19 protein-coding genes are annotated in these 19037 nt (G+C 65.3%); 10 read left to right on the top strand and 9 right to left on the bottom strand.

Translation table 11 applies throughout. The features are described from left to right. Window positions 1-33 precede the first annotated feature (33 nt). Window positions 34-804 (bottom strand): type I methionyl aminopeptidase, encoded by a 771-nt coding sequence (map, locus tag U7114_RS09450; RefSeq protein WP_323057173.1) that lies wholly within the window; start codon window positions 802-804, stop codon window positions 34-36. Window positions 805-906: 102 nt separating this feature from the next. Between map and serB the strand changes: the two genes are divergently transcribed. Further along, on the top strand, window positions 907-1800 hold the full coding sequence (gene serB / locus U7114_RS09455) for a phosphoserine phosphatase SerB (RefSeq protein ID WP_157242341.1): 894 nt from the start codon (window positions 907-909) through the stop codon (window positions 1798-1800). A gap of 70 nt (window positions 1801-1870) precedes the next feature. On the opposite strand, the gene U7114_RS09460 is transcribed toward serB, so the two are convergent. Together U7114_RS09460 and U7114_RS09465 are read right to left on the bottom strand one after the other, a co-directional pair. Next, a complete protein-coding gene (locus tag U7114_RS09460; protein WP_157242342.1) occupies window positions 1871-2635 on the bottom strand; it encodes an SDR family oxidoreductase in 765 nt (254 codons plus the stop codon). A gap of 126 nt (window positions 2636-2761) precedes the next feature. After that, window positions 2762-3487, bottom strand: a complete 726-nt coding sequence (locus U7114_RS09465) for a beta-ketoacyl-ACP reductase (protein ID WP_157242343.1) — start codon at window positions 3485-3487, stop codon at window positions 2762-2764. A 153-nt stretch (window positions 3488-3640) separates the two neighbouring features. Here U7114_RS09465 and U7114_RS09470 point away from each other — a divergent pair, with 153 nt between their 5' ends. From U7114_RS09470 to U7114_RS09485, 4 genes are read left to right on the top strand one after another with little or no spacing between them, the layout of a single operon-like run. Beyond that, window positions 3641-4075: a DUF3099 domain-containing protein gene (locus tag U7114_RS09470; protein ID WP_321216201.1), complete on the top strand. Its 435-nt coding sequence runs from the start codon at window positions 3641-3643 to the stop codon at window positions 4073-4075. Further along, the gene (locus U7114_RS09475) at window positions 4072-4341 is read left to right on the top strand and encodes a hypothetical protein (RefSeq protein WP_323057174.1); all 270 of its coding nucleotides are present in this window, start codon (window positions 4072-4074) and stop codon (window positions 4339-4341) included. Before U7114_RS09470 ends, U7114_RS09475 begins: the two co-directional genes overlap by 4 nt. After that, complete coding sequence (locus U7114_RS09480) at window positions 4342-5217, top strand: SURF1 family protein (RefSeq protein ID WP_323057175.1); 876 nt, start codon at window positions 4342-4344, stop codon at window positions 5215-5217. 3 nt (window positions 5218-5220) lie between these two features. Further along, a complete protein-coding gene (locus tag U7114_RS09485; protein ID WP_157242346.1) occupies window positions 5221-5697 on the top strand; it encodes a YbaK/EbsC family protein in 477 nt (158 codons plus the stop codon). A gap of 50 nt (window positions 5698-5747) precedes the next feature. On the opposite strand, the gene U7114_RS09490 is transcribed toward U7114_RS09485, so the two are convergent. Next, window positions 5748-7346, bottom strand: coding sequence for an ABC-F family ATP-binding cassette domain-containing protein (locus tag U7114_RS09490; protein ID WP_321216198.1), 1599 nt, complete (start codon window positions 7344-7346; stop codon window positions 5748-5750). A gap of 237 nt (window positions 7347-7583) precedes the next feature. Beyond that, window positions 7584-8852: a DNRLRE domain-containing protein gene (locus U7114_RS09495; RefSeq protein ID WP_323057176.1), complete on the bottom strand. Its 1269-nt coding sequence runs from the start codon at window positions 8850-8852 to the stop codon at window positions 7584-7586. Window positions 8853-9173: 321 nt separating this feature from the next. Between U7114_RS09495 and U7114_RS09500 the strand changes: the two genes are divergently transcribed. The 4 genes from U7114_RS09500 (at window position 9174) to U7114_RS09515 (ending at window position 14166) form a co-directional block, all read left to right on the top strand. After that, the gene (locus tag U7114_RS09500; RefSeq protein ID WP_323057177.1) at window positions 9174-11957 is read left to right on the top strand and encodes a phytase; all 2784 of its coding nucleotides are present in this window, start codon (window positions 9174-9176) and stop codon (window positions 11955-11957) included. A 201-nt stretch (window positions 11958-12158) separates the two neighbouring features. After that, the gene (locus tag U7114_RS09505) at window positions 12159-12803 is read left to right on the top strand and encodes a biotin transporter BioY (protein WP_323057178.1); all 645 of its coding nucleotides are present in this window, start codon (window positions 12159-12161) and stop codon (window positions 12801-12803) included. 11 nt (window positions 12804-12814) lie between these two features. After that, on the top strand, window positions 12815-13546 hold the full coding sequence (locus U7114_RS09510) for an ABC transporter ATP-binding protein (protein ID WP_323057179.1): 732 nt from the start codon (window positions 12815-12817) through the stop codon (window positions 13544-13546). Next, on the top strand, window positions 13543-14166 hold the full coding sequence (locus U7114_RS09515; protein ID WP_157242351.1) for an energy-coupling factor transporter transmembrane component T family protein: 624 nt from the start codon (window positions 13543-13545) through the stop codon (window positions 14164-14166). The genes U7114_RS09510 and U7114_RS09515 overlap by 4 nt, the downstream gene beginning before the upstream one ends. Before the next feature lie 14 nt (window positions 14167-14180). Here the strand turns inward: U7114_RS09515 and U7114_RS09520 are convergent, their stop codons facing one another. Continuing rightward, entirely contained in the window at window positions 14181-15359 is a 1179-nt protein-coding gene (locus tag U7114_RS09520) for a thiolase family protein (RefSeq protein ID WP_323057180.1), read from the bottom strand. After that, a complete protein-coding gene (locus tag U7114_RS09525; RefSeq protein WP_323057181.1) occupies window positions 15349-16755 on the bottom strand; it encodes a class I adenylate-forming enzyme family protein in 1407 nt (468 codons plus the stop codon). The genes U7114_RS09520 and U7114_RS09525 overlap by 11 nt, the downstream gene beginning before the upstream one ends. A gap of 59 nt (window positions 16756-16814) precedes the next feature. Here U7114_RS09525 and U7114_RS09530 point away from each other — a divergent pair, with 59 nt between their 5' ends. Continuing rightward, a complete protein-coding gene (locus U7114_RS09530; RefSeq protein WP_157242354.1) occupies window positions 16815-17693 on the top strand; it encodes a neutral zinc metallopeptidase in 879 nt (292 codons plus the stop codon). Window positions 17694-17861: 168 nt separating this feature from the next. Here the strand turns inward: U7114_RS09530 and U7114_RS09535 are convergent, their stop codons facing one another. Continuing rightward, a complete protein-coding gene (locus U7114_RS09535; RefSeq protein ID WP_157242355.1) occupies window positions 17862-18194 on the bottom strand; it encodes a metal-sulfur cluster assembly factor in 333 nt (110 codons plus the stop codon). A 15-nt stretch (window positions 18195-18209) separates the two neighbouring features. Next, complete coding sequence (gene sufC, locus U7114_RS09540) at window positions 18210-19004, bottom strand: Fe-S cluster assembly ATPase SufC (RefSeq protein WP_104997919.1); 795 nt, start codon at window positions 19002-19004, stop codon at window positions 18210-18212. Window positions 19005-19037 lie beyond the last annotated feature (33 nt).

Raw genomic sequence — 19037 nt, forward strand, 5'->3', positions numbered from 1 at the left:
AAACCCTGGATGGGCAGCTTCCCCGCATGCCCGTCATGCCAGTTGAGTGAGGACCAGCGGACCGGATCCGGTGACGGCTATGGTGTGCTCCGAGTGCGCGGTCCGGCGGCCGTTGGAACTGCGCAGCGTCCACCCGTCCGGATCGGTAACGAGCTTGCTGGTGCCGTCCATGACCCAAGGTTCTATGGCCAACAGCAGTCCCGGGCGAAGCACGTATCCGCGGCCGGGTTTACCGGTATTGGGGATGTGCGGGTCCTGATGCATGGTGCTCCCGACGCCGTGCCCGCCGAACTGGGTATTGACCTGGAACTGTGCCGCTTCAAGCACCGAGCCGATCGCGTGGGAGATGTCTCCGATCCTGGCTCCCGGCTGCGCTGCGCCGATGCCGGCCAGGAGGGCCTTCTCGGTGGTGTCGATCATGTGCCGGTCTTCGGGCGCGGACGAATTCCCTACGACGAAGCTGATTGCCGAGTCCGTCACCCATCCGTTGACACTCGCGGCGAAATCGAGCGTCAGCAGGTCCCCGTCGATCAGCACGTAGTCATGGGGCAGCCCGTGCAGGACGGCGTCGTTCACGGACGTGCAGATGACTTTCCCAAAGGGGCCGCGCCCAAATGAGGGGGCGTAGTCGACGTAGCAGGAGCGCGCGCCCGCGGCCTGGATCATGGAGGCAGCCCAGTCGTTTATTTCCAGGAGGTTCGTTCCCGGACCGACTCTCTCCCTCAACGCCGCCAAGGTCTTCGCCACGAACTGGCCCGAAACACGGGCCTCGTCAACCTCGCCGGGCGTGAGCAGCTCAATCATGGGTTCCTCCAGGTGCGACCGTTTTTGCTGTCCGCTTGCCACCTTTCAGCAGCCGTGAAATGAATTCAAGGGACCCCTCCCCCGCTGGCTAAGATTGCAGGCATGACTTCGAACGTGACTGCGGTCAGCTACGGCCTGAATGTAACCACAACCGGGCTGGAGCAGCTCCGTTCCATTTTCACCGCGCACGGCGCCGCCATTCTGTCAGAGGCAAGCCTTGGCGACGAGCGGTACCAGGTCCACGTCGCGGACCTGGCGCTCCCGGATGCGACGGCCGCCGGACTTGCCGCCCTTCGCCATGCCCTGGCCGGGGCCTCCATCGGCGGGTTGGACACCGCCCTGGTCCCTGCCGGCCTGCGGTCAGCCGAACGCAAACTCCTGATCATGGACGTGGACTCCACCCTGATCCAGCAGGAGGTCATCGAACTCCTGGCCGCCTACGCCGGGAAACGCGAAGAAGTGGCCGCTGTCACCGAAGCCGCAATGCGCGGGGAACTGGATTTCGCCCAAAGCCTCCACGCACGGGTGGCAGTCCTCGCGGGGCTTCCGGCCGACGTCGTCCACTCCGTCCGCCAGGAAGTGAAGCTGAGCCTGGGAGCCGGGGAACTGGTTTCCGCGTTCAAGGCTGCCGGCCACGTGGTTGCAGTGGTGTCGGGCGGCTTCAACCAGATCCTGGAGCCGATCGCCGATGAGCTGGGCCTGGACTACTGGCAGGCGAACGAGCTGGAGATTGTCGACGGCGCGCTGACGGGCAAGGTGCTCGGCGCCGTGGTGGACCGGGCAGCCAAGGAAAAATACCTGCGTGAATGGGCAGCAGCGGAGGGCATCGCGCTGGAGCACACGGTGGCCGTGGGTGACGGCGCCAATGACCTGGACATGCTCGGTGCGGCCGGCATTGGCATCGCTTTCAACGCCAAACCCGCCGTGCGCGCCGTGGCTGACGCCGCCGTCAACATGCCGTACCTCGACGCCGTCCGGTACGTCGCCGGCGTCTGAGCGGCGCCTCCCCTTAAACGCCGGATGGCACGTCGCGCCGCAACGTGCCATCCGGCGTTTTGGCTGGGGCCTAGCTCGTGGCCTGGCCGGCGCCCTTGCCGAAGTAGTCTGCCCCGCCGGCGTATTCGGTGTGGCCGGATTCGACGTCGGCGGTGACCATGCTGGCCACCACTTCGGCAAACTCCTCCACGGAGTACAGCTTTCCGGCTTCAGCGCGGCGGGCCTCGATGGCACCAGGCGTGGAGCGGTCCAGGAGCGTTGCGGTGACGGTGCCCTCGATCATGTCGCCGGACACAACCACCAGGGTGATGCCTTTCTCGGCGAGGCCGGGAATGAGTTCGCGCAGGGCGTCCTCCCCGGCGCGCTTGCTGCGGGCAACGGGCTCGTAGGCTTCCATCGTGGGCACGGTGTTGATGAAGTGGGCCTGGTGGCTGGTCACGAACACCACGCGGGAGCCTTCCTGCATCAGGGGCACGGCGGCGTTGAGCATGTTGATTTGGGCGTCGCGGTTCAGCTTGAGCGCGTAGTCCTCGCCCATGCCGGTTTCCATGCCGCCGGAAGCGTTCAGCACCAGGATGTCCAGGGACCCGAAGTTCTCCATGGCGGCGCTGGCCAGGGCCTGCACGCCCTCCTGGCTGGTGAGGTCGGCGCCCACGGCCACGGCGCGGCCGCCGGCGGCCTCGATGCCCTGCACCACCTTGTTGGCGCGCGGTGCCTTCTGGCGGTAGTTCACCACGACGGCGGCGCCCTCGCGGGCAAGGTTCTTGGCTACCTCCGCGCCAATTCCGCGCGAGGATCCGGTCACGATGGCAGTCTTGTTATCCAGCAGTCCCATGCGGGCTCCTTTGTCTGAAACGTCTAAATTGCTGATGGCCTGCAGTCCATCATGCCAGCGCCCCCGGCCAATTCCCTTGTGTGACCTACACAAAGAAGCGCCGGGCTGCTAGTTCGCCGGCGCCGGTCAGTGCCCCATGCCCAGGCCGCCGTCGACGGGGATGACAGCTCCGGAGATGTAGGCGGCCTCGTCGCTGGAGATCCAGCGGACCACGTTGGCTACCTCGGAGGCCTCGGCAAAGCGGCCCGCCGGGATGCTGGAAAGGTAGTCCTTCCGGGTGGCGTCGGGGAGTTCGGCAGTCATGTCCGTGTTGATGAAGCCCGGGGCGACGACGTTGGCCGTGATCCCCCGCGATCCAAGCTCACGCGTCAGGGAACGGGCGATGCCCACAAGGCCTGCCTTCGACGCCGAGTAGTTGATCTGGCCGGGAGCCCCATACAGGCCGGACACGGAGGAGATCAGGACGACGCGGCCCTTGCGCAGCCGGATCATGCCCTTGGAGGCGCGCTTGATGACGCGGAACGCGCCGGTGAGGTTGGTGTCGATGACGGACGTGAAGTCGTCCTCGCTCATGCGCAGCAGCAGGGTGTCCTTGGTGATGCCCGCGTTGGCCACCAGGACCTCCACGGGACCGTGCGCCGCTTCCACTTCCTTGAAGGCGGCGTCCACCGAGGCCTCGTCCGTGACGTCGGCCTTTACCCCAAGGATCCCCTCCGGGAGTTTCGATTCGCTGCGGTAGGTGACGGCAACCTTGTCGCCGTTGGCCAGGAACGCCTCGGCGATGGCCAGGCCGATGCCGCGGTTGCCGCCGGTGATCAGGACGCTGCGGGGAGCGGTGGCTGCTTCAGTCATGGAGGGGCTCCGGTATTCTGCGGCGCGCTGGGGCCGCGGTAGGTAGGGGTAATTTGGCTGACTTCGATCTTAGCGTCCGGCCCGGCCCGGGTTTGGGTGCCACTGCCGATGGTGAGAGAATTGAGCTAAGCCTTTGGAGCGTGATGAATCACCGTGACCCTTGAAAACCATGCGGGACAATCCGCGACTGGAGAACCCGGCCGGTTCTCCGGCGATGCGGAAGTCCATAGCATCACGGATGCTGCGGCGGCCCATTCCGAGGATATGCGCCAGCGCATGATCAAGTACGCGCTGGCCATGGGTATCCGCATGGTGTGCCTGATTCTGATCTTCGTGGTGGACGGCTGGTTCAAGATTATCGCGGTGGCCGGAGCCGTGTTCCTGCCGTGGATTGCGGTGGTCATAGCGAACGGCAGCGACAAGGCGGAGGGGCACAGTGACCTGCTGCTGGACTCCGCGCCGCTGGCGGAACTCGAGAGTCCCCCCGCACGCTCGGCCAATGACGAACACGGCAACGAGGTCCTTCAGGGCGAACTCATCAATGATGACGACGAAACAACAACCGGGCAGGAGCGGAGGGCATCATGAGTATTTTCGACTTCGCGGCGGGAACCGATCCCACGCTCGCGGAATCCGCTGCCATCTGCTCACGCAAGGCCTGCCGCTCCGAGGCCTCCTGGCAGCTCCTGTGGAACAACCCTAAAATCCACACCCCCGAGCGGCGCAAGACCTGGCTCGCCTGTGCGGACCACCGGGAATGGCTGGAAGACTACCTCCAGACGAGGGGGCTGTGGAAGGAAACCCTGCCGCTTGAGGACTACCGGATCTTTGGTGCCCCGGAGCAGGACAGCTGAATGTACCGTTTCCTCTTTTCCAGCAAGTGGCTGGGTTATCTCCTGCTGGCCGCAATCTTCGCCACCGCCTGCGTGTTCCTGGGCCGCTGGCAGATGGACCGCCGCGCCGAGACCCTCGCTGAGATCAACCGGGTGGTGACCAATTACTCTGCGGCGCCCATTCCGTTCGAGGACGCCAAGGGACAATTCAGCCGGCTGGATTCCGCCTTGGAGTGGACGCAGGTGGAGCTGCGGGGCACCTATCTTGTTGATGGCCAGCGCGTGGTTCGGAACCGTCCGCTCAATGGCCAGCCTGGCTACGAAGTGGTGGTCCCGTTCCGGCTGACCACGGGTGAAACCGTCGTGATTGACCGTGGGTGGCTGCCCATCGGCAACAGGAATCCCGGCAGCCCCGACTCCGTGCCGGCGCCCCCTCCAGGTGAGGTGACCGCCGTCGTCCGCTTGAAGCATCCCGAGCCTGAACTCAAGCGCGGCGCCCCCGACGGCCAGCTGGCGTCCATCGACCTTCCCGCCTACTCCGCCCAGCTTGGGTACCCGCTGCTGACCGGAGCCTACGGGCAGCTCGCCTCCGAGACTCCCCCGGCCGCCGAGATGCCCATGGCGTTCCCCAAGCCTTCCACAGAGGAAGGCACGCACCTTTCCTACTCGCTGCAGTGGTTCGCGTTCGGCGTCCTGATGTTTGTCGGTTTCGGTTACGCCGCCCGCCAGCAGGCGCGCAACGCGGCCATTGACGCAGAGGACGACGATGCGTTTGCGGACGGCGCGCCCCGCGCGGCGGCCGGGGCACCACGCCGTCGTCCGTCACCTCCCAAGAAGCGGAAGAAGGCGACATCCGAGGAAGAGGAAGACGCACTCCTCGACGCCCAGGGGTACTGACGGATGACGGAGCACGACGGCGGCCCGGTGGTCCTGGTGCGCGCGGCCCTGGTGGCTGCCGGAGTTGGGGACACCGTGCGGACTTTTCCGGCGGGCGTTCCGACGGCGTCCGCGGCAGCTGAGGCGCTCGGCTGCGACCTCGCGGCGATCACGAACAGCCTGATCTTCGACCTCAATGGGGAGCCCCTGCTGATCCTTGCCAGTGGGGCGGCACGGGTGGACACAAGGCTGGTGGCCGGGCAGCTGGGTGAAGGCAGAATCCGCCGCGCCTCCCCCGAGTTCGTCCTGCAGCATACCGGCCAGGCGGTAGGCGGGGTGGCCCCGGTGGGCCACCCGGAAAAGATCAGGGCCCTCCTGGACAGCTCCCTCAAGAAACAGGAACTCCTCTGGGCCGGAGCAGGAGACCACAACTCAATGTTCAGCATCACCTACGGGCAGTTGCAGAGAATTACCGGAGCCTTGGAGCTTAACGTCCGCTGACCCAAGGTGACAGGCCCACAAGCGCAGCGAACGCAAGCAAGACCGACAGCCTAAGCCAGCGTAATCAGGTCCAAATAGTCTTCATTCCAGTGATCCTCGATACCGTCCGGCAGCAGGACGACGCGCTCAGGGTTGAGGGCCTCGACAGCCCCCTCGTCGTGGCTGACCAGGACGACGGCTCCGCTGTAGTTCTTGAGGGCCCCGAGGATTTCGGCACGGCTGGCGGGGTCGAGGTTGTTGGTGGGCTCGTCGAGGAGGAGCACGTTGGCACTGGAGGCCACGATGGTGGCCAGGGCGAGGCGCGTCTTCTCGCCGCCGGAGAGGACGCCGGCAGGCTTGTCGACGTCGTCGCCGGAGAACAGGAACGAGCCCAGGATGCCGCGCACCTCCGCGTCCTTCATGTCCGGTGCAGCGGAGCGCATGTTCTCCAGGACGGTGCGCTCGACGTCGAGGGTCTCGTGCTCCTGCGCGTAGTAGCCCACCTTCAGGCCGTGCCCGGCAATCACGTCACCGGTGTCGGGCTTGTCCACGCCCGCGAGCATCCGCAGCAGGGTAGTTTTGCCGGCACCGTTGAGTCCCAGGATGACCACTTTGGAGCCGCGGTCGATGGCCAGGTCCACGTCAGTGAAGATCTCCAGGGAGCCGTAGGACTTGCTGAGGCCCTCGGCGGTAAGCGGGGTCCGGCCGCACGGCGAGGGATCCGGGAAGCGCAGCGCTGCCACCCGGTCCTGCTCGCGGACAGCCTCCAGGCCGCTCAACAGGCGCTCGGCGCGCTTGGCCATGTTCTGGGCGGCAACGGCCTTGGTGGCCTTTGCGCGCATCTTGTTTGCCTGGTCGAACAGCACCTGGGCCTTCTTCTCGGCGTTGGCCCGCTCGCGCTTGCGCGCACGTTCGTCGGTTTCGCGCTGCGTGAGGTAGCGCTTCCAGTCCATGTTGTAGAAGTCGATCTGCGCACGGTTGGCATCCAGCAGGAACACCTTATTAACGGTGGCTTCGAGGAGTTCGGTGTCGTGGCTGATCACGATGAGCCCGCCCTGGTGGTTTTTCAGGAAGTCACGGAGCCACGCGATGGAGTCGGCATCGAGGTGGTTGGTGGGCTCGTCGAGGAGCATGGTTTCCGCATCCGAATACAGGATGCGCGCCAGTTCCACGCGGCGCCGCTGGCCACCGGAAAGGGTCTTGAGCGGCTGGTTCAGCAGCCGGTCCGGCAGGGCGAGGTTGGAGCAGATAGCTGCGGCCTCGGCTTCAGCGGCGTAACCGCCGGCCGCCAGGAACTCGGACTCGAGCCGGTCGTAGCGGTTCATTGCCTTGCGCTGCACGGCAGCATCCTCGCTGGCCATCTCTTCGTGCGCCAAGCGGAGCTTGCCGACGGCGATGTCCAGGCCCCGGACGGACAGGATCCGGTCCCGCGCGAGCTGCTCCATGTCCGGCGTGCGCGGATCCTGGGGAAGGTAGCCGATTTCACCGGTGCGGGTAACTTTGCCGGCTGCCGGAAGCCCTTCGCCCGCGAGCACGCGGGTGAGCGTCGTCTTCCCGGCGCCGTTCCGGCCCACCAGCCCGATCTTGTCTCCCTTGTCGATGCGGAAGCTCACCTGATCCATCAGGAGCCGGGCGCCGGCACGCAGTTCGAGGTCCTGGACAGTAATCACAGCAGGTAAAGCCTTTCACAGCAGGGATAAGCCGCAGCCCCAAGTATCTGTGATGGGCGTGGGCGGCAATGGCCGGAGAACGGCCCATCCAAGTCTACCGTTCAACGCGCCGGGGAGGGTTACTTCGAGACGGGTCTCACGGACTGGAGTACCCGGACCATGGCTGTCACGTTCGAAGGCACGACGGGAACCGGTATGTCCACCAGGAATTGTCCGGCGTTGCTTGCGCTTGGATGTTCACCCTGCCGCGTACACGCGGACCCAGTCAACCCGCATCTCGCCCGCTCCGTCGGCACTGGCGTCAGGGAACCAATCCAGTTGTAAGGTCTGGTGCATCGGACCGGGAGGCTGATGTGCAGGGTCGGTGTCTTCGAACCACTTTATGCCATCGATATAGCCGACGATCCCGCGCGACGACCAGTCGACCGCGTAGTTGTGAAACTGCGTCACATCCAGGGGCTTGGACGCCGCGGTCTGTAAGTTCGAGCATCCATAGTGGTGGAAGAACTGCATGACGTTCCAGTCGCCGGTCGTCTCTGCATAGTCAATCTCGCCGTCACACGGCCAATTTTCACTGTCGGGCCACAGGATGGACACCAGGTGGTATTCGTTATCACCGGACCCGGCCGCCCGGACTTCCCACCGCCCGTACTTCTGGTTAGCAAACTTGGCGCCCATCCCGGCAGTCGTGCCATCCGGAGTACCTGTCATGACCATTGTGGACCCGTTCACGGTTACCTGCTGTGGACTCCGGAGACCGTTTCCTGCGTGGCCGGCACTGTTGTAGACATTCCACTTCGCGGCATCGGGCGCGCCGGAATAATTGAACTCGTCCCCGGCCACGCTCGCGCCCCACCCCTGGACTACGGCCGCCTCGGTGGAGGTCACCGTGTCAGGCGCTGTCGTCACCACAAGTTTTGGGCGCAGGGCGGAGTTCGACGATTCCCTTGACTTGAATCCGATCCACTTCTGCGCGTTGCTTTCCAGCTTGAAGTTCTGCTCGCCGCCCTTCGGATTGACGCCCTTGGTTACATCCCATTCAACCCAGGAGCCGCTGGCGAATCCGCCGGCCTTCCCGAGCCATGTCCCGCGTGCCGGCGCATTATTCCAGGTGACGCCCCTCTCGGTCCAGCCGCCAGATGTAGTAAAGGCGTCAACGAACTGAGTGGAATTTGCAGATGCCTCGGAATACGCCCGAAGTTTGGCTGATACGACATGTTCTCCTGCGGGCACCAGCACGGAGAACCGTAGGAGCGAGTTCCGCCAGATATACGCCCGGCCTTCCGTAGATAAACGGATGCTGGTCCCAAAGTTCGAATTCGCTTTGTCGGCCTGCACGTAAGTATCCATGACTAACGAGGTTGTCGCTGCGGCGCTTGCGGTTGTCGGAGTGATAATTGCGAACATAATCAGAATGGACGAAGCAACCGCTGCGCATTTACGCCGGAAGTCAATGCCACGCCGGTTCTGCTGAGTTTGCAGCGCTTGAACGCTCGTAGCCTTCATGGTCGTCGCTGTTTCTACTAGGGGTTTTGATGTACCGGCTGCCCGCGCGAGTGTCGACCCCAGAAACAACGACGGCTAAATGCGAGTTATCTCAAAGCGTAAGCCTGGAACAATAACGGAGCAATCGATCCCCTATACCCAAGTTTTTGGGACTAACAAAACACCTATACCTAATGAGTGAAATGGGTGATCGCCCTTATTCTTGCCTGGTCCGGCCGCGCGTAGGCTTCCCCTACGACGCTGAATGCTGCTGGGGGCCTGGGGCGTCCGTATCGGACATCCGGTGCATTTATGCAGCACCGGCCAACGGATAGGAAGTCCATGGCTCACACGGTTGCTGCTCGACGCACGCGGGCCGCTGGCGGATCCTTGCGCCACGCTCCCACGCTGTTCCGGATCCTGCTTGTTGCGGTTTTAGCCGCCGCCCTCGCAGGCCTCAACGTAATCATCGCCCCGCAGGCGCATGCGGCGGACGTCCTCGTGGTTCCGTCGGGAGAGACAACACCCGTTCCGAGCTCCAGTGACGCGGCAGACGACACCGCGATCTGGATACACCCCACGGATCCGTCGCAGAGCGTGGTGATCGGCACAGACAAGTTAAGTACCGGAGGAGTGGGGGTCTACGACCTGTCCGGGCGCCAGCTGCATTTCTACCTGCACGGCAGCATGAACAACGTCGATCTCCGGTACAACTTTCCGTTGGGCAGTGAGCGCGTCGCCCTCGTCGGCGTGACGGAGAGGAACGTGGAGTCGACCGGCGTTCGGTTCTACAAGGTGAACGTCGCGGACCGGTCCCTGACAGAGGTGGGGCGCATCAGCACTCCAGGCAGGCCCCGCGGCTTTGGAATGTATCACTCCCCGGCGTCGGGGAAGTACTACGCCTTTGTGCATGACTTCAATACGAATGTGATTACCCAGTTCGAGTTGGATGGCGCCAACGGATCGGTTCGCGGGACAGCGGTGCGTTCTTTCGACAATGGCGACAGCTCCGAGGGTATTTCCGCAGATGATGAGCTGCAACGTTTATACGTGTCCGAGGAGAAAGTCGGCCTCTGGCGCTACGGAGCTGAGCCGGGGGACGGCTCAACCCGGTCGCTCGTGGACCGCACGGTGGCGACCGGCGGACGAATAGTGGAGAACGTCAAAAACTCCGCCATTTACTATGGCCGGCAGGGGACCGGGTATCTGATTGTGTCGAGCCAGGGCGGATCCAACTTCGTTGTCTACAACCGCGGTGACAACGCGTTCGTCGGCTCCTTCAAGATCGTCGCCGGAGGCGGCGTCGACGGTGTCAATGGCCAAGACGGGATTGATGTCACCAATTTCCCACTTGGACCCTCCTATCCCGCTGGCCTTTTCACGAGCCAGGACCACAACAACACGGACGCGGGCAACGGTAACAGCGGTAACCAAAACCACAAGCTTGTCTCCTGGCAGCAGATTGCCGATGCGTTCAGCCCCCGCCTGCTTGTGGACACTACTTTTGACCCGCGACAAATAGGAGCAGAGGGCGGAGGCGGAGACCCCGTGCCGGACACCACCCCGCCCGATACATCGATTACAGGTGGTCCGTCAGGGACCAGTGGCAGCACTTCGGCCGAGTTCACCTTCACTGCCACGGAGCCCGGGACCTTCGAGTGTGCCTTGGATGGAGGTGCCTTCGAGGGATGTACCTCGCCGAAGAGATACGCTGATCTCGCGGTTGGCTCGCACGTCTTCACGGTGCGGGCGACCGACGCGGCCGGCAACGCGGACCCGACTCCCGCGGAGCGAACGTGGCTGATCGACACCACGGCGCCGCAAACGGAGATCTTGACCACCACAGCGGACGCGTATGTTTCCAGCGGGGCGGCGACGGCGAATTACGGGACGGCGCCGAAGCTCTCTGTGGACAACAGCCCGGTGGAGAATGCCTACCTGAAGTTTGATATGTCGGCACTCGCAGGAAGAACGATCGTGAGCGCGAAGCTCCAGATTCGGGCAACGACCAGCGGCTCAGTGGGAACCCAGAACGTCAGGCTGGTTACGGACGACACCTGGACTGAGAGCGGCCTCACGTACAGCACAAGGCCGGCCCTGGGCACCAGCATCCTTGGCACCGCCGGACCCGTCTCGTCGAACACCAGTTATGAAGTGCCACTGACTGCGTCAGCTCTGCAGGGCGAGCTCGGCGGAATCCTCTCGCTTGGCATAAACACCACCAGCAACGACGGGGCCGACTTCGGCTCAAGAGAGACAACCACCCCACCCAGGCTGGTCCTCCAGCTGGGATCGGGCACGGGGACCCCGCCCGGAGATACCACCGCGCCTACGGTGACCTCGGTGACTCCTGCAGAAAATGCAGCAGACGCAGCGGTCACCGGCAATGTCACGGCTACGTTTTCGGAGGCAATGGACTCGACGACGGTCAACAACACGACGTTCACGCTGGCCGAGGGAGCTTCAACCACTCCTGTGAATGCGGTCGTGACCCTCAGCAACAACACCGCCACGCTGGATCCCACCGCCAATTTGAATCCTGGTACGCAGTACACCGCGAGGGTCACCGGGGCGAAAGATTCCTCCGGAAATGCAGTCATTGCCAAGACGTGGACTTTCACCACAGCCGCGGCTACGACGCCCCCGGAGACGGTGACGGTGACGTTGACGGCCACAGCGGACGCTTATGTTTCCAGCGGGGCGGCGACGGCGAATTACGGGACGGCGCCGAAGCTCGCGGTGGACAACAGTCCGGTGGAGAATGCCTACCTGAAGTTTGATGTGTCGGCGCTCGCAGGAAAGACGATCGTGAGCGCGAAGCTCCAACTGCGGGCGACGACCAGCGGCTCAGTGGGTATGCAGAACGTCAGGCTGGTTACGGACGACACCTGGACTGAGAGCGGCCTCACGTACAGCACAAGGCCGGCCCTGGGCAGCAGTGTGCTGGGCAGTCTCGGACCCGTCGCGTCGAACACCAGCTACGAAGTGACGCTGAGTGCGTCAGCTTTGCAGGGCGAGGTCGGCGGCATCCTCTCGCTTGGCATCAACGCCACCAGCAGCGACGGGGCCGACTTCGGCTCAAGGGAGACAAGCACCCCGCCAAAGCTGGTGCTTCAGCTGCAATAACCGTAGGAGCTCACAGCTCACAGAACCCATCGCGGCCCCCAGGAACCAGAACCGTTACTGGCATGAACGGTGGGCCAGTTGTGCCCAGCCCTCATCCGCCGGGGCCTGCTTTAGTAGGGCCCCTACAAAATACCTCCTGCCCTGCCCCGGTAACGTCGGGACTACACCAGATCCCGCTTGTACTACCCCGACAGGACCACCATGAGCAACACCGACACTGCCGTCAGCAATACCGGCAAGACCAAGCGCCACAGCTGGAACGCCACCGACCTGGGCCTGATCGCCGTCTTCGCCGCCCTCGTGGCCGGCGCGGCCCTCGTTCCCGGCCTGGCCGTGAACGGCTTCGGCGTCCCCATCACTTTCCAGACCCTTGCCGTGATGCTCACCGGCCTGGTGCTCGGCCCCGGAAGGGGCTTCGCCGCCGTCGGCCTGTACACCCTGCTGGGCCTCGCCGGCCTTCCGATCTTCAGCCAGGGCCGCAGCGGACTGGGCATCCTCGCCGGTCCGTCCGCCGGCTACATCATCGCCTTCCCCATCGCAGCTTTGGTCGTAGGCTGGCTCGCCACCTTGGTGATCCGCCGCACCACCAAAGTCCGTGCCCTCTGGCTCTTCCTGGCCGCCATGGCCACCAGCGTGCTGGTGGTGCACTCGCTCGGCGTCGCCGGCATTGCCCTGAACACCAAGGCAACCCTGGCGCAGGCATTCGTAAGCGACCTGGTCTTCTACCCCGGAGACATCGTCAAGAACATCCTCGCCGCCATCATCGCCGTCGCCCTCCACCGCGCATTCCCGGACATCCTGGTCCGCCGCGTCCGCCACAGCACCGTCCAGACCACCGAAGCCTAGGAACAACCGCCATGCCTTCCGTGACCTTTGACAAGACAACAGTCGCCGTCGAAACGGACCACTCCCCTGAGCCCAAGGTCCTCCTCGCCGACGTCAACCTCGAACTCACGGAACGGCGCGTGGGCGTCATCGGCGCCAACGGCTCCGGGAAGTCCACGCTGCTGCGGCTGGTCAACGGCCTCATCCAGCCGACAGCGGGCAGCGTTGCGGTCGACGGCGACGACACAGTACGTGCCGTCCGGAAAGTCCGGCGGAACGTCGGCTTTGTCTTCACCGATCCCCTCTCCCAGCTGGTGATGCCCACCGGCCGGGAGGACGTGGAGCTTTCGCTGCGCCGCTCGGTGAAGAACGGCACCGAGCGGCGCAGCCAGGCCGAAGCGGCCCTCGAGCGGATGGGACTGCTGCATCTGGCGGACCAGAGCATCTACGAACTCTCCGGCGGCGAGCGGCAGCTGATGGCCCTCGCGGCCGTCCTGGCGGTGAACCCCCAGGTCCTTGTGCTCGACGAACCCTCCACCCTCCTGGACCTTCGCAACCGGGAGCTTCTCCGCAGGACCCTGGCGGGGCTGGACCAGCAGGTCATCATGTCCACCCACGACCTTGACCTTTCACTGGAGATGGACCGCGTACTGGTCATCGAACAGGGAAGAGTCGCGTTCGACGGTGCCCCGGCGGAAGCGGTGGCAGCGTACCGCGCCCTGTGCATGGAAGGCCTCCGTGCCACGGAGCCGGGCGTCCGATGAGGGGGCACGGCTTCCTCCTGGCCAACTACGTGCCGGGGAATTCACTGCTCCACCGGTCACCGCTCGCGCTGAAGTTCCTCCTGGTGTTCGGCTGCGGCCTGGCCTCGTTCATCATCCAGGACTGGCTCATCTCGGCGGCGGTACTTGGCGGACTCTGCGGCCTCTTCCTGCTCACCGGTGCGGGCCTGAAACGGCTCTGGGGAGCCATCCGCCCGCTCGCTGCCGTCCTGCTGGTCATCGGGCTGTTCCAGTGGTGGCAGCTGGGAGCCCCGACTGCGGCCAGGATCGTCCTGAACATCGTCATCTGCGTTGTGGCGGCCTCGCTGCTCACAGCCACTACCCCGGTGCAGCAGCTCCTGGATGGAGTAGTCAGGGCAGCCACGCCCTTCAGGAGGTTTGGTGCCGATCCCGAGCGGTTCGCCCTCACCATCGGCATCATGCTGCGCAGCATCCCGTATATCGCCGGCACCTTTGCCGACGTCCGGGATTCCGCCCGCGCCCGGGGCCTGGAACGAAATCCGAGGGCCCTGATCCTGCCCGTCTTCATCACCTCGGTGGCTTTCGCCCGCCAGACGGGCGAGGCGCTTGCCGCCCGCGGCCTGGGCGAAGCGGAGGACTGAAGCCCGGGAACTTCCTAGAGGCGCTCGTACTGCAGCAACGCTGCCGTACCCATGCCTCCGGCGCTGCTGATCATGGCCAGTGCCAGGCTTCCCGGCGCCGTGTTCCTGCGCGCCTGGGCGAGAAGCCGCGTCACCAGGACAGCGCCGGACGCACCGTACGCGTGGCCCAAGGCCAGCGCCCCGCCGTCGAGGTTTACCCGCTCACCGTCAATCCCCAGCAGATCCAGGCAGGCAAGCGTCTGTGAGGCGAAGGCTTCGTTGAACTCCACCAGGTCCAGCTCTCCGGCGCCCACCTGCGCGGCACCGAGCACGTTCTTCGCCGCGGCGGCGGCACCGACACCCAGCACCTCGGGGTCCACTCCTGCCGTCCCGGCGCCCAGCACCAGCAGCGCGTCCGCCGCGCCCAGTTCCCGCGCCCGCTGAAGGGATGTCAGGACGACGGCGGAGGCGGCGTCCGCGTCGAAGCATGAGTTCCCCGCGGTGACAGTTCCTCCCTCCACGAAGGCGGCCGGGAACCGGGACATCACCGCGGCGTTCAACCCCCGCCGTGGACCATCGTCAGCAGCAACAGTCCCGGCGCCGGTGTCCAGCGGAACCAGCTCGCCGTCGAAATACCCTGCTTGAGAGGCGCCAAGCGCCAGCCGGTGGCTCCGGAGGGCGAAGGCGTCCTGCCGCTCCCGGCTGACACTGAACTTCTGCGCCACGGTTTCCGCGGCCACGCCCATGTCCGGGTCCCCGAAGGCCGCCGGCACAAACTGGGCCCGCCGGTAGAACTCCGGGCTGCCGTCGTCGTTCCTGTACGCGCGCAATGGCGCCGTACTGGTGCTCTCAACACCTCCGGCAAGGAACAGCGGACCACCGCCCGCTGCCACCAGCCGTGACGCGAGGACGATCGCGTCCAGCCCCGAACCGCACTGGCGGTCCACGGTGATGCCGGGAACACTGACGGGCATTCCGGCCTCGAGCAGGGCCAGGCGCGCCACATTTCCGCCGCCGCCCACGGCGTTGCCGATCACTACGTCGGCAACGGCACCGGGCTCAACCCCGGCGCCGGCCAGAAGGCTGCGCAGGACAGGCGCCAGCAGCTCGTGGGCGCGCAGTTTCCGGAGGACGCCGTTGGTGCGGCTAACCGGCGTCCGCAGGGCCGCGATGATGACGGGCTGCCGGTCCGGAGGGAGCTGGTCAGCCGCCAAGGCTGCGCACCCTCGGGTCCCGGGACTCTATCCAGTCCAGCAGCAGGCTCCTGCTGACCTTGCCGCGGTCCGTGGCGGGCAATTCGGCCAGCAGGTAGTACTGGAGCGGCCGCTTGTCCCGTGCCAGCAGCTCTTCGAGTCCCGCCCGGAGCTGCGTTGCCGTGACCGCCCCATGGGAGGGGACGACGCCGGCCACCACCCTCTGGCCGCGCAGGTCGTCGGGCATTCCGGCAGCCACGGCGGCGGAGACCCCGGGCACCGCTGACAGTGCCAGTTCAACCTCATGCGGATAGACATTCCTGCCGGCCGTGAGGATCATGTCCGCGCGTCGGCCCAGGATGTGCAGTTCCCCCTCGGCGAGATACCCCTGGTCCCCCACTGTGAACCAGCCGCCGAAGGACTTCAGGGCCTGGCCGTCGTCGCCCCAGAGGTAGCCGTTGCTGACCATCGGGCTCCGGACGCAGATGTTCCCGGCGTCACCGTCCGGGAGGGGCATGCCGGCGTCATCGAGGATCCGGACGTCCACGCCCGGGAAGGGCCGGCCAATTCCGGTGCCGCCGTGCACGGCAGGCTGGCGGGCTGGCAGCCCGGCCCCGGACACAAAGCTCAGCTCCGAGGCGCCGTAATACTCGAAGATGGTGGCGTTCGGGGCCCAGCGGCGCGCAGCCTCCAGCGTCCGCGCGTCCAGCTTCGAGCCTGCACAGATGATGGTGCGGACCCCGGAAGCGTCCACGCATCCGGTCAGGCCGCGCTCGCTGAGCATCCTTAGCATGGTGGGCACCAGCACCAGCCTGGTGACGCGGTCATGCGCGATGGCGGTATGGACGTCCCCGACGTCGAAGGATTCGAGGGTCTGGAACTCGGACCCCGCATAAAGGCACTCTGCCAGGGCGTAGAGGTTGAGGCTCGCGGCGAGCGGCCCCGGCGCCAGCGTCACATCATCCTGGCGGAGCCCAAAGAACTCGATCGAGGCGTCGAAGGATTCCTGCCAGGACCGCCGGGAGCGCGTGAAGGCTTTGGGAACCGAGGTGGTGCCGGACGTCAGGCCGATGAGGAAGGTGCCCTCCGGCACGCCGTCCGCCAGCTCATCGTCCGGGGACACCGGTGCCGGAAGTGCGGATGCTTCGACGCGCCGCCTGATGTCCTCCTGCAGCTGGGCGGGCCACGCCGGGTCGAGGACGGCGCACTGGCGCCCGCCCGCCACCGCCGCGGCGAATTTGGTGGCGAAGTCAACCGAATTGGCCTCACAGAGGGCCGTGACGGACTTGGCGTGGGCTACCAGCGCGGCGGCGGAATCCCGGAACTCCAACCAGGAAAGGCGCCGTCCCGCAATCACGACTGCTGTGTCGTGCGGCCGTTCATCGGCCCAGCGCTGGATTCGGTTGAGGAAAGGCATCGCATCAACTTTACCGGCCGGCACGGATTGAGCCGCGGGTCCGCGGGTATTGTGACTTTATGAGTTTCAATGACAATGTGCAGCTGGACCCCTCGCAGGTCCAGGACCGGCGCGGCATGGGCCGCGGAGTCAAAGTGGGCGGCGGCATCGGCGGCGGGCTCATCCTGCTCATTGCCGCGCTGCTGGGCGTCAATCCCCAGCTGTTGGAGGGCCTGGCCGGTGCGGGCCAGGCACCGCAGAGCCAGGGCACGGCTCCTGCCTGCCAGACCGGGGCGGATGCGGACGCCCGCGTGGACTGCCGCATCACCGGCACAGTCAACAGCCTGAACGCTTTCTGGCCTGCCTACCTGCAGCAGTACAACGTGCAGTACCCCCAGCCGGAGACCGTGATCTTCGACCAGGCTGTCAGCACCGGCTGCGGCACGGCCTCCAGCGCGGTGGGACCGTTCTACTGCCCCACCGATACCACCGCCTACTTTGATCCCGGGTTCTTCCAGGAACTCGTGGACCGGTTCGGTTCCTCAGGCGGGCCGCTGGCGCAGGAGTATGTGGTGGCCCACGAGTTCGGACACCACATCCAGAACGTGCTGGGGAGCCTCGACCAAGCCCAGCAGGATCCGCAGGGGCCGGAGTCCGGTGCAGTCCGGGTTGAACTGCAGGCTGACTGCTACGCCGGACTCTGGGCAAAACACGCATCCACCCAGCCGGGCCCCGACGGCCAGCCATTCCTGGAAGCCCTCACGCAGCAGGACCTGAACGATGCACTGTCCGCCGCGTCTGCGGTTGGCGACGACCGGATCCAGGAGGCGGCCACCGGCCGTGTCACGCCCGAGGCCTGGACCCACGGATCCAGCGAGCAGCGCCAGCGCTGGTTCTACCGCGGCTACGAGACCGGGGACATCAACCAGTGCGATACGTTCTCGGCACCCTCGCTCTAACTCCGCCGAGCACTCTGCAGCTCTAGCCCCATCGATTGCTCCGCAAATGTCGTTTAGAGCGGTGAAAACGACAAGTACGGAGCAGCGGATGGTTGTGGTGGAGGAACGACGACGGCGGGTCACCTTTCCTGGGAAAGATGACCCGCCGTCGTCGTACTTGTGAAGCTCTCAGATGTTGAAGCCGAGTGCCCGCATCTGGTCCTTGCCGTCGTCCGTGATCCGCTCAGGACCCCATGGCGGCATCCAGACCCAGTTCAGGCGCCAGTCGTCAACAACGCCGTCCAGGGCCTTGCCCACCTGTTCCTCCAGGACGTCGGTGAGCGGGCAGGCCGCGGTGGTCAGGGTCATGTCGATCAGCAGCGCGCCGTCGTCATCGGAGTACTTCAAGCCGTACAGCAGGCCCAGGTCAACGATGTTGACGCCGAGTTCGGGGTCGATGACATCCTTCAGCGCCTCCTCGACGTCCTCAAGGCTCGTGCGTGCCGTGTTGATTTCGGTCATGGCAAGTGTCCTTTACTAGGCCTGTGCTGCGGCGGAGGCCGCGATGGTGGCCGCGCCGGCGCCCTTGGCGTAGCGGTCGTAGCCTTCTTCTTCCAGGCGGTCGGCCAGCTCCGGGCCGCCTTCCTCGACAACCTGGCCGTCCACGAACACGTGCACGAAGTCAGGCTTGATGTAGCGCAGGATGCGCGTGTAGTGCGTGATGAGCAGCGTGCCCATCTTGCCCTCGGCGTGGGCGCGGTTGACGCCCTCGGAGACGACCTTCAGGGCGTCGACGTCCAGGCCGGAGTCGGTCTCGTCCAGGACGGCGAACTTCGGCTTGAAGAGTTCCAGCTGCAGGATTTCCACACGCTTCTTCTCGCCGCCGGAGAAGCCTTCGTTCACGTTGCGCTGGGCGAAGTCGGCGTCGATCCGCAGCTTCTCCATGGCAGCCTTGACGTCCTTGGTCCAGGTGCGGAGCTTGGGCGCTTCGCCGTCGATGGCAGTCTTTGCGGTGCGCAGGAAGTTGGTCATGCTGACACCGGGGACCTCCACCGGGTACTGCATGGCCAGGAAGACGCCTGCACGGGCGCGCTCGTCAACACTCATCGCCAGGACGTCTTCGCCGTCGAGGGTGATGGAGCCGCTGGTGACGTTGTAGCGCGGGTGGCCCGCGATGGTGGAGGCCAGCGTGGACTTGCCGGAGCCGTTGGGGCCCATGATGGCGTGGGTCTCGCCGGTCCGGATGGTCAGGCTGACGCCCTTCAGGATTTCCTTGGTTCCCTGCTCCGTCTCAATGCTGACGTGCAGGTCCTTGATCTCAAGAGTAGACATGTGTCTTGTTCTCCTCTGCACCGTGCCTGCCGG

It is taken from the genome of Pseudarthrobacter sp. C1, from assembly GCF_034720455.1.
Classification (GTDB): Bacteria; Actinomycetota; Actinomycetes; order Actinomycetales; family Micrococcaceae; genus Arthrobacter.